Raw genomic sequence first — 8,987 nt, forward strand, 5'->3', positions numbered from 1 at the left:
CCGGGGCGTCGGTGCGGGGGAACGGGTCAGACGACGCGCGGGTCGGACTCCTGGGTGTCGTCCTCGGGGATGTGGACGTCCTGGACGGTCACGTTGATCTCGGCGACCTCCATGCCGGCGATGTGCTGGATGGCGTCGGCGACGGCGGAGCGCACGTCCTCGGCGACCTTCTGCAGCGGCGCGGGGTACTCGGCGACGATGGTGATGTCGGCGGCGACCTGGCGCTCGCCGACCTCGACCTTGACGCCCTGGCCGCGGTCGTCGTTGCCGATCGCACTGCGGATGGCGCCGATCGCTCGGGCCGCTCCTCCGCCGAGGGCGTGGACGCCCGGGACCTCGCGCGCGGCGATGCCGGCGACCTTGGCGATGACGCCGTCCTCGATCACGGTGCGTCCGGATCCGGTGCTGGTCTGACGGGTGGTGGTCGCGGTGGTCTCGGCCATGGTCTCCTCTTTCGCTCGGGGCCCGATCGCTCGATCAGGCGGGGTATGCAGGTAGGACGCTCCGTCGACGCCGAACGTCACGGTCGGATCCGGCCCGCCCAGGCAACTGCCAGAGAGGAGGGCCGGGCCGGGCCGGTCCTCTCAGGAACGCGGTCGACGCCCGTCGATTCGCCCTCGGCCCGGTGCTGTGGTGGCATGGAGCCGTGACCGACGCGACCGCCCCGCAGGCGCCCCTCCCCGATCGGACGGCCGCGCGCATGCGCCCGCGCGCCCTGCTCGTCCTGGCCCTGATCGGCGCGGTCGGCGGGACCCTGTCGGGCGCGTTCGGCGTCGGCGGCGGGATCGTGATGGTGCCGATGCTGATCGCGTGGGCCGGGATGGACCAGCGCCGCGCCTCCGCCACCTCGCTGCTCGCGATCGCTCCGACCTCGGTCGCCGGAGCGTTCGGCTACGCCCTCGCCGGTCAGGTCGCCTGGGTCCCGGCGGCGGTGATCGCGGCTGCGGCGATGCTCGGGGCGGTGGCCGGATCCTGGCTGCTCGCGCGGCTGCCCCTCGGCGTGCTGCGCTGGATGTTCGTGGCGCTGCTCGTGGCCGCGGCGGTGCGGATGGCCGTGTTCGGCTCGAACGACACCGGCGACGTCGCCGAGGGCTGGGGCATGTGGCCCGGATTCGCGGGGCTCGGCATCGGGATGGGCGTCGCTTCCGGCCTCTTCGGCATCGGCGGCGGAGCGATCGCCGTGCCGGTCCTGGTCGGCGCCTTCGGGCTCGCGGACCTCCTGGCCAAGGGCACCTCGCTGGCCGCGATGATCCCCACGGCGGTCACCGGCTCGATCGCGAACGCCCGGCGCGGCCTGCTCGACGTGCGCGCGGGCCTCGTGGTCGGGCTCACCGCGACGGCGTTCTCCTTCGCCGGAGTGGCGCTCTCCTTCCTCCTGCCGGCGCGCGTGTCCGGGATCCTCTTCGCGGTCCTCCTCCTGCTCGCGGCGGTGCAGCTCGCCCTCCGCGGGCGGCGCCGCTGAGCCCTGCACGACGCGGACCCCCGCCGTCAACGCCCTGTCCGATCCGTCGCAGACGCTCGTAGCGTCGTCGCGATCGGGCGCGGGCCCGGAGGGGCGGGAGCACGATGGAGCAGCAGCAGCGCGAGCAGCAGCAGCAACGCGAGCAGCAGGGCCGGCAGCAGCGGCGAGGGGGCGGCGCGAGCCTGCACCGGGACGTCGCGCCCGGAGTGCACCGGCTCGAGCACGCCTGGACGAACCTCTACCTGATCGAGGAGGCCGGCCGGCTGACCGTCGTCGACGCCGGACTCCCGAGGACGTGGCCGCACCTGGTCCGTGCGCTGGAGGTGCTCGGCCGCTCGCTCGGCGACATCGACGCCCTCGTGCTGACCCACGCGCACTTCGACCACCTCGGCGTCGCCCGCAGCCTCGTCCGGCGGGGCGTCCCCGTGCACCTGCACGCGGCCGACGAGCCGCTCGCCGCGCAGCCCTACTCCTACCGCCGCCAGCGCACCCCGTTGGTGTACCCGCTGCTGCACCCCTCCGCGATCCCGGTGCTCGGCGCGATGGCCCGTGCCGGGGCGCTCGCGGTGCCGCCCGTGCACGGGACGCTGCCGCTGACCGCCGGAGAGGTGCTCGACGTGCCCGGGTCGCCCCGCGTGCTCGCGACTCCGGGGCACACCGACGGGCACGTCTCGCTGCACCTTTCCGAGCGCGACGCGGTGATCGGCGGAGACGCCCTGGTCACGCTCGACCCCTACTCCGCGCGCACCGGCCCGCACCTGGTCGCGCGCGCCGCCACCGCCGACACGGCGCTGTCCCTCGACTCGCTGCGGGTCCTCGCCGGGACCGGGGCGCGGACCCTCCTCCCCGGCCACGGCGCGCCCTGGCGCCTGGGCGTCGCGGCGGCGGCCGAGCTCGCGGCGCGGACGCCGATCGCCTAGGGCGCGCCGCCGCAGGCCGCTCGGACGCCGGTGGCCTGCCTCTCCGAACGACCCCGCCCCGCAGCCGTGGCACCATCGGAGGTGATGTCGATCCCCGGTCCCGCATGAGCGCGGTCAGCTACCAGGCCGCGTCGATCCCCCTCCGCCTGGCCAGCGCCGGCATGGTCGTCGCCCTCCCCGTCCTCGCCGTCGAGCGTCTCGGCGACGTCGCGCTCGGCGGTGCCCTGACCGGAGCGGCGCTCTTCCCCGCCGTGATCGCCGCGCCGCTGGTCGGCACGGTGCTCGACCGGGTCCGCCGCCCCCGCCGGCTCCTGGTCGGCGCCGCGCTCACGACCGCCGTCGCCTTCGCGGTCGCCGCCTTCCTCGGCGAGGTGCCGACGCCGCTCATCGTGGTGCTGCTGCTCCTCGCGGGGCTCGCGACGCCCGTCTACATGGGCGGCATGTCGAGCTTCGTCACGAGCGCCATCCCGGAGCCGCGCCGCGCCTACGCGCAGGACTCGCTCTCGTACACGGTCGCCTCGATCAGCGGGCCGGCCATCGTGGGCCTCGCGGTCGGAGTCGGGGGAGCGCGGACCGCGATGCTCGCCATGGCGGTCCTCGCCCTCATCGGCGTCGTCGGGTCGCTCGGCCTGGCGATGGAGGCCCGTCCGGCGCCGACCGTCGGCGTGCTGCGGACGATCGTCGCGGGCGTCACCCACCTCGTGCGGCACCGTCCGATCGCGGTGGTCACCTCGGCGGGCACCCTCAGCCAGGTCGCGGGCGGAGCGGCGGGAGTCGCGGCGATCAGCCTCTCGGTGGAGCGGCTGGGCAGCACCGACGCCGCCGCGTGGATCCTGACCGCCTTCGCCGTGGGCGGCCTGCTCGGCGCCCTCGCCGTGGCGGCCCGCCGCTGGACCCGCCGTCCGCCGGCGTGGACCATGGGCGCCGCCTACATCGCGACCGGCGCCGTCCTCCTGATCGCCGTCCCCGACCTGGGCGTCGTCGTGGCGGTCGCCGCCTTCGCGGTCGCGGGCGTCTTCACGGCCCCCTCGAACGCGGCGATGCTGCTGCTGCGCGACCAGGAGAGCCCCGCCGCCGTCCGCTCGCAGGTGTTCACGATCGGCGCGGGGCTGCGCTCCGCCGCCGCGGCCGTCGGCGCCGTGCTGGCGGGAGCGGCGTCCGGCCTCGGAGCCTCCTGGCTCGTCTCGGGGATCGCCGTGGTCTGGATCGGCTCCGGCCTGCTGCTGCGCCTGTTCCCCGCGCGCGACCGCGACTGACCCGGGCCGCGCGCGGAGCGCTCGGCGGGACCGGCACCTCCGCGCGCGGGGATCGCGATCAGGCCGCGACGCCCGCCAGCGTGCCCGTGCTCGGCCCGTTCGGGTCGGTGATCATGCAGTTGATCGTGCGGTCGCCCGTGCCCCAGCTCTCGGCGGTCGGGTAGTAGTAGCTGAAGTCGTACGCCGAGTCCTGGTAGCCGATGCCGGTGAACGACTCGAACGCCGTGACGCAGTCGGTCTCGGCCTGCTCCGTCGCGACGGACTCGCCCGGGTACTCGTCGGCGTCGGCCATCGTCAGGTTCTGGAACACCTCGTAGACGTGCGGGTCGGTGCAGGGCACGGTCGGCACGTCGGTGACCTCGGTCGCCTCCTCGCTGAGCTCGCCGTTCAGGCAGTCGCCCACGCGCAGCTGGAAGACGTCGGTCGTCCCGCCCTCGGTGATCTCCCCGGTCTCGTCGTCGCGGGTCTCGCCTCCCATCAGGCCGTTCAGGCCCGAGCAGCCGGTCAGGCCGAGGGTGAGGGCCGCGCCGGCGGCCAGGGCGAGGGCGGTTCTGCGGCGGTTCATGGCGACTCCCGGGATCAGCGGTACGGAGGTGTTCCTGTGACGACTCCCAGGCTAGAGGTGCAGGGCATCCGTCCCGAGGGGGATGCACCCGATCCGGATCTCCACTTTCCGGAGTAGCGGACGCTCAGCCCGGTCCGGTCGAATGGGGTCATGGCTCAGAAGACGGTCGCAGACCAGCTCATCGCTCAGCTCATCGACGCCGGCGTCTCCCGCATCTACGGGATCGTCGGCGACTCGCTGAATCCGATCGTCGACGCGGTGCGCCGCAGCGGCGGCTCCGAGAAGGGAGGCATCGACTGGATCCACGTGCGCAACGAGGAGGCGGCCGCCTTCGCCGCCGGCGCGGAGGCGCAGCTCACCGGGCGCCTCGCCGTCTGCGCCGGCAGCTGCGGCCCCGGCAACCTGCACCTGATCAACGGCCTCTACGACGCGCACCGCTCCTCCGCCCCGGTGCTCGCCATCGCGAGCCACATCCCCAGCAACGAGATCGGCTCGTCCTACTTCCAGGAGACGCACCCGGACCGGCTCTTCGTCGAGTGCTCGAACTACCGCGAGCTGATCTCGACCGCCGCCCAGGCCCCGCGGGTCGTCAACGCCGCGATGCGCAGCGCGGTGGCGCTCCGCGGAGTCGCCGTGGTCACCCTCCCCGGCGACATCGCCGAGCTGGAAGCGGTGGACGGCTTCCCCGCGTTCGTGCTGCCGTCGACGCCCGTCCTGGTCCCCGCCGACGCCGACGTCCGCGCCCTCGCGGCCGCGATCGACCAGGCGCGGACCGTCGCGATCTTCGCGGGCGCCGGAGTGCAGTACGCGCACGACGAGGTCGTCGCCTTCGCCGAGCTGGTGGGCGCGCCCGTCGGGCACAGCCTGCGCGGCAAGGAGTGGATCCAGTACGACAACCCCTACGACGTCGGCATGACGGGCCTCCTCGGCTACGGAGCGGCGCACGCCGGCATGCACGACGCCGACCTGCTCCTCCTCCTCGGCACCGACTTCCCCTACGAGCAGTTCCTCCCTGACGCCTCGAAGGTGGTGATCGCTCAGGTCGACAGCGACGCCTCGAAGCTCGGTCGCCGCGTCAGCGTCGCGCACCCCGTCCACGGCGACGTGGCGGCGACCCTCACCGCGCTGACCCCGCTCGTGCAGCGGAAGGACCACCGCTTCCTCGACAAGACGCTGAAGAAGCACGAGAAGCTGGTCACCGGAGTCGTCGGGAAGTACACCGAGGTCGGCACGCGCAGCCCGATCCACCCCGAGCTCGTCGCGTCCACGCTCGACGGCCTGCTCTCCGAGGACGCGATCGTCACCGCCGACACCGGCATGGGCAACGTCTGGCAGGCCCGCTACATCACCCCCAACGGGAAGCGGCGCCTGCTCGGCTCATACATGCACGGCTCGATGGCGAACGCGCTGCCGCAGGCGGTCGGCGCGCAGCTCTCGCACCCGGGGCGCCAGGTCGTCTCGCTGAGCGGCGACGGCGGGCTCTCGATGCTGATGGGCGAGCTGGTCACGGTCGCCGCCTACCGGCTGCCCGTGACGATCGTCGTGTTCAACAACTCCACGCTCGGGCTGGTGAAGGTCGAGATGCTGGTCGACGGCTTCCCGGACTTCGCTGTCGACGTGCCGATGGTCGACTACGCGAAGGTGGCGGAGGCGATCGGCATCCGCGGAATCCGCGTCGAGGACCCGCGCGACGTGGAGGAGGCCCTCCGCTCGGCGCTCGCCGACGGCGGCCCGGTCCTCGTCGACGTGGTGACGGATCCGCTCGCCCTCTCGCTCCCGCCCACGATCACGGGCGCGCAGGTGAAGGGCTTCGCGCTGGCGGTCTCGAAGATCGTGATGAACGGAGGAGCGGGCGAGGCCGTCGCGCTGGCCCGCACCAACATCAAGCACGCTCTCCGATGATCGACGCCCGGGCGCTCGCGAGCGGCACCTGGTTCGTCCGGGGCTCCTCGCTGCCGCTCTGGCGCTCGCGGTCGGGGGTGGCGATCACGTACGCGCCGCTCCCGACCGGCGGGATCGGCGACGTCGTCAGCTGGCGCGGCCGCACGCGCTCGCATTACGTGGTCGGGATCGACATCCCCGACCCGCACGATCCGTCCGGCTTCCGCTGGCGCGGCGTCGAGCCGCTGACCCTCCTCGCCCGCAGCCGCTGGTCGTTCGTGGCCGCCGACGAGGAGGCGGGCTGGGCGCTCACCCGCTTCGCCCGGACGCCGTTCACGCCCGCCGGCGTCGACGTGTACGTCCGCGAGCCGCACCCGGCCCGCGGCGTCCTCGCGGCGGCGCTCGCCGCCTGCGCCGCCGACCCGCGCACGTCCGCGCTGCGCCCGCGCCTCTTCGAGGTCGCGCCCTGACTCCTGAGCGCGCGCCCTCCCGTGAGGCGTCACGAACGGTCGCCATCCCGCTCGGATGACGACCGTTCGCGACCCCTCGGCGGTCGTCGATGCGGGGACCGTTCGGCGAGTGCTCGTCGCAGGCGCTCGACGGAGCGCTCGGGGTGCGGGACGAACTCGGCGCCGACGATGCGGACGACGCGGACGACGATCGAGGCTGGGTCGTCGTAGCGGCCGAGGTCGCGCGCGAAGCGCCGGTTGCTGGTGCGGTGATCGTCGCCCTCGTACTCCCACGCGACCCGCTCCGCGGGGTACCAGCCGTCCGGCCGCCCGACGAAGACCCCGTCGGAGTCGAACAGCGGCTCCTGCAGCACCGGCTCCGGAAGGCCCGCCCGCACCGACGCGAGCCGGAACCGCGACTCCTGTCGCGACTCCGCCCCGTCCCGCACCAGAGCGAGCGCGGCGCGGAGCCGCACCGAGCCCCGACCGCGGAAGGACGACACGCGCTCCCGCAGGTCGGGCAGCGGCACCCAGGGCCGTCGATCGGCCGGATCGCCGACGACCGGCGTGCGCACCAGCGCGTCGCCCACCGCGACGAGGTCGTCCGGCTCGAGGAGCGCGGAGAGATGGCAGAAGAGCGAGGCCGGATCGGTGAGGGGCAGTCCGCGGCGCAGGACGCGGCGGACGTCGGGATCGGCGAGGGCGTGGCCGACGACGTTCCGGTGCCGGGGAGCGCGTCCCGGCCGGCGGACGCTGACGTGCACCGGCTCGTCCGCAGCGGCGGGCGGGAGGTCGAGCGGCCAGAGCCGCGCCGCCGTCACGTGGCTCAGGAGAGCCTCCGGACCGACCAGCGCGAGGAGCGCCTGCGCGCGCAGGCGCAGGTCGGGGTCGGGGTCGGCGGTGCGGACCCCGTGGAAGGGCCGGTGGAGGTCGGAGCTGCGGAGCCGCCCGCGGCTCAGTCCGCTCGCGCGAGCGTCAGCGACGGTGAAGGCGCGGCCGCGGAGTCCGATCGGAAGCGGCGAGGGATCGTGCATCCGGCCACTGTCCCGCCTCCCGATCCTCGTGAACCGGTTCTCCACAGGTCGGATCCTGCGCCCACCCCGCTCGACCGCGTCCATGCGTCACGAACGGCCGTCATCCCGCTCGGATGACGACCGTTCGTGACGCCTCGGCGGGCCCCTGAAGCCCGCCGGGCGCGTCACTCGCCGAGCGTGATCGCCTGCGCCTCGACGAGCTCGGGCTCGGGCTCGTGGGCGTCGGCGCGGGCGAGGGTGCGGCGTCCGAGCAGCACGATCAGCGCGGCGACGGCGACCGCTCCGGCCGCGGCGTACATCGGGAAGGCCGGCGAGATCGCGGCGGCCAGGGCGGAGGCGGCGGGCGGGGCGATCGCGCCGCCGAGGAAGCGGACGCCGGAGTAGGCGGACGAGGCGACGGAGCGGGGCAGGTCGGTCGCCTCCATCACGCACTCGGTGAGCACCGTGTTGACGACTCCGAGCAGCAGGCCGCCGACGATGATGCAGACGATCAGGCCGACGCGCGACGAGATCACGAGGCCGCCGGCGATCAGGTCGAGCGCGAGCAGAAGCAGCACCGAGCGCAGCACGACGGTGCGCGGGAGGCGCCGGGTGAGCAGCGGAGCGACGAACACGGAGGTGACCGCCACGCCCAGGCCCCAGCCGAAGAACGTGAAGCCGAGGCCCATCTCGTCCAGCCCGAGCGGGTAGGGCGTGTAGGCGAGCAGCACGAAGAAGCCGATGTTGTAGAACAGGGCGGCGCCCGCCAGCGTGCGGATGGCCGGGACCTTGAGGGCCGCGAAGGGCGCCGAGAGCGGAGTCGGAGCGGGCTTCGGGCCGTCCTCGCGCAGGAGCGTCGCGATGGCGATGAAGCCGACGGCCATCAGCACGGCGGTCCCGAAGAACGGGCCGCGCCACGAGACGCTGCCGAGAAGCCCGCCGAGCAGCGGGCCGACGGCGATGCCGATGCCCAGAGCGGCCTCGTAGAGCACGATCGCCGCGGAGGAGCCTCCGCTCGCCGCGCCGACGATGGTCGACAGCGCGGTCGAGATGAACAGCGCGTTGCCGAAGCCCCAGCCCGCGCGGAAGCCGATGACGCCCTCGACGCTGCCCGCCGTGCCGGCGAGCGCGGCGAACACCACGATCAGCACCAGGCCGATCATGAGGGTCTTCTTGGCGCCGATGCGGCTGGAGAGCCAGCTGGTGAAGAACATCACGACGCCGGTGATGACGAGGTAGCTCGTGAAGAGCAGCGAGGTCTCGGTCGGAGTCGCCTGCAGGCTCTCGGCGATGGCCGGGAGGATCGGGTCGACCAGGCCGATCCCCATGAAGGCGATCACCGCGGCGAAGGCGACGGCCCAGACGGCCAGCGGCTGCTTCAGGATCGAGCCCTGGGCGGGCGAGTGGGGGGAGGTGGTCACGGCGTGGGGCCTTTCTCGGG

The 8,987-nt window shown here is 74.1% G+C and carries 9 protein-coding genes; 5 read left to right on the forward strand and 4 right to left on the reverse strand.

Annotation, left to right across the window (positions count from 1 at the left end):
* Nucleotides 1-26 precede the first annotated feature (26 nt).
* Nucleotides 27-443, reverse strand: a complete 417-nt coding sequence (locus C5C37_RS16745) for an Asp23/Gls24 family envelope stress response protein (protein ID WP_104225148.1) — start codon at nt 441-443, stop codon at nt 27-29.
* A gap of 203 nt (nt 444-646) precedes the next feature.
* Here C5C37_RS16745 and C5C37_RS16750 point away from each other — a divergent pair, with 203 nt between their 5' ends.
* From C5C37_RS16750 to C5C37_RS16760, 3 genes are all read left to right on the forward strand, one after another.
* Nucleotides 647-1,462, forward strand: coding sequence for a sulfite exporter TauE/SafE family protein (locus C5C37_RS16750; protein WP_104339321.1), 816 nt, complete (start codon nt 647-649; stop codon nt 1,460-1,462).
* Between the two features lie 104 nt (nt 1,463-1,566).
* Complete coding sequence (locus tag C5C37_RS16755) at nt 1,567-2,382, forward strand: MBL fold metallo-hydrolase (protein WP_104339322.1); 816 nt, start codon at nt 1,567-1,569, stop codon at nt 2,380-2,382.
* Between the two features lie 104 nt (nt 2,383-2,486).
* Nucleotides 2,487-3,638: an MFS transporter gene (locus C5C37_RS16760; RefSeq protein ID WP_104339323.1), complete on the forward strand. Its 1,152-nt coding sequence runs from the start codon at nt 2,487-2,489 to the stop codon at nt 3,636-3,638.
* 58 nt (nt 3,639-3,696) lie between these two features.
* Here the strand turns inward: C5C37_RS16760 and C5C37_RS16765 are convergent, their stop codons facing one another.
* The gene (locus C5C37_RS16765) at nt 3,697-4,203 is read right to left on the reverse strand and encodes a septum formation family protein (protein ID WP_104261346.1); all 507 of its coding nucleotides are present in this window, start codon (nt 4,201-4,203) and stop codon (nt 3,697-3,699) included.
* 150 nt (nt 4,204-4,353) lie between these two features.
* Between C5C37_RS16765 and C5C37_RS16770 the strand changes: the two genes are divergently transcribed.
* Both C5C37_RS16770 and C5C37_RS16775 read left to right on the forward strand, forming a co-directional pair.
* Nucleotides 4,354-6,105 carry a pyruvate dehydrogenase gene (locus tag C5C37_RS16770; RefSeq protein WP_104287823.1) on the forward strand — a complete coding sequence of 584 codons (1,752 nt, stop codon included), beginning with the start codon at nt 4,354-4,356 and terminating at the stop codon, nt 6,103-6,105.
* Nucleotides 6,102-6,554 carry a hypothetical protein gene (locus tag C5C37_RS16775; RefSeq protein ID WP_104249952.1) on the forward strand — a complete coding sequence of 151 codons (453 nt, stop codon included), beginning with the start codon at nt 6,102-6,104 and terminating at the stop codon, nt 6,552-6,554. The genes C5C37_RS16770 and C5C37_RS16775 overlap by 4 nt, the downstream gene beginning before the upstream one ends.
* Nucleotides 6,555-6,583: 29 nt before the next feature.
* Here the strand turns inward: C5C37_RS16775 and C5C37_RS16780 are convergent, their stop codons facing one another.
* Both C5C37_RS16780 and C5C37_RS16785 read right to left on the reverse strand, forming a co-directional pair.
* Nucleotides 6,584-7,567: a hypothetical protein gene (locus tag C5C37_RS16780; protein WP_104339324.1), complete on the reverse strand. Its 984-nt coding sequence runs from the start codon at nt 7,565-7,567 to the stop codon at nt 6,584-6,586.
* Between the two features lie 164 nt (nt 7,568-7,731).
* Complete coding sequence (locus C5C37_RS16785; RefSeq protein ID WP_104246960.1) at nt 7,732-8,967, reverse strand: MFS transporter; 1,236 nt, start codon at nt 8,965-8,967, stop codon at nt 7,732-7,734.
* Nucleotides 8,968-8,987 lie beyond the last annotated feature (20 nt).

The organism is Rathayibacter sp. AY1F9 (assembly GCF_002932155.1).
GTDB lineage: Bacteria > Actinomycetota > Actinomycetes > Actinomycetales > Microbacteriaceae > Rathayibacter.

What these genes read in the sequence shown, in the direction of transcription:
- C5C37_RS16775 (WP_104249952.1), top strand. Translation starts at nt 6,102, where the DNA reads ATGATCGACGCCCGGGCGCTCGCGAGCGGCACCTGGTTCGTCCGGGGC.
- C5C37_RS16755 (WP_104339322.1), top strand. Translation starts at nt 1,567, where the DNA reads ATGGAGCAGCAGCAGCGCGAGCAGCAGCAGCAACGCGAGCAGCAGGGC.
- C5C37_RS16760 (WP_104339323.1), top strand. Translation starts at nt 2,487, where the DNA reads ATGAGCGCGGTCAGCTACCAGGCCGCGTCGATCCCCCTCCGCCTGGCC.
- C5C37_RS16745 (WP_104225148.1), bottom strand. Translation starts at nt 443, where the DNA reads ATGGCCGAGACCACCGCGACCACCACCCGTCAGACCAGCACCGGATCC.
- C5C37_RS16765 (WP_104261346.1), bottom strand. Translation starts at nt 4,203, where the DNA reads ATGAACCGCCGCAGAACCGCCCTCGCCCTGGCCGCCGGCGCGGCCCTC.
- C5C37_RS16780 (WP_104339324.1), bottom strand. Translation starts at nt 7,567, where the DNA reads ATGCACGATCCCTCGCCGCTTCCGATCGGACTCCGCGGCCGCGCCTTC.
- C5C37_RS16770 (WP_104287823.1), top strand. Translation starts at nt 4,354, where the DNA reads ATGGCTCAGAAGACGGTCGCAGACCAGCTCATCGCTCAGCTCATCGAC.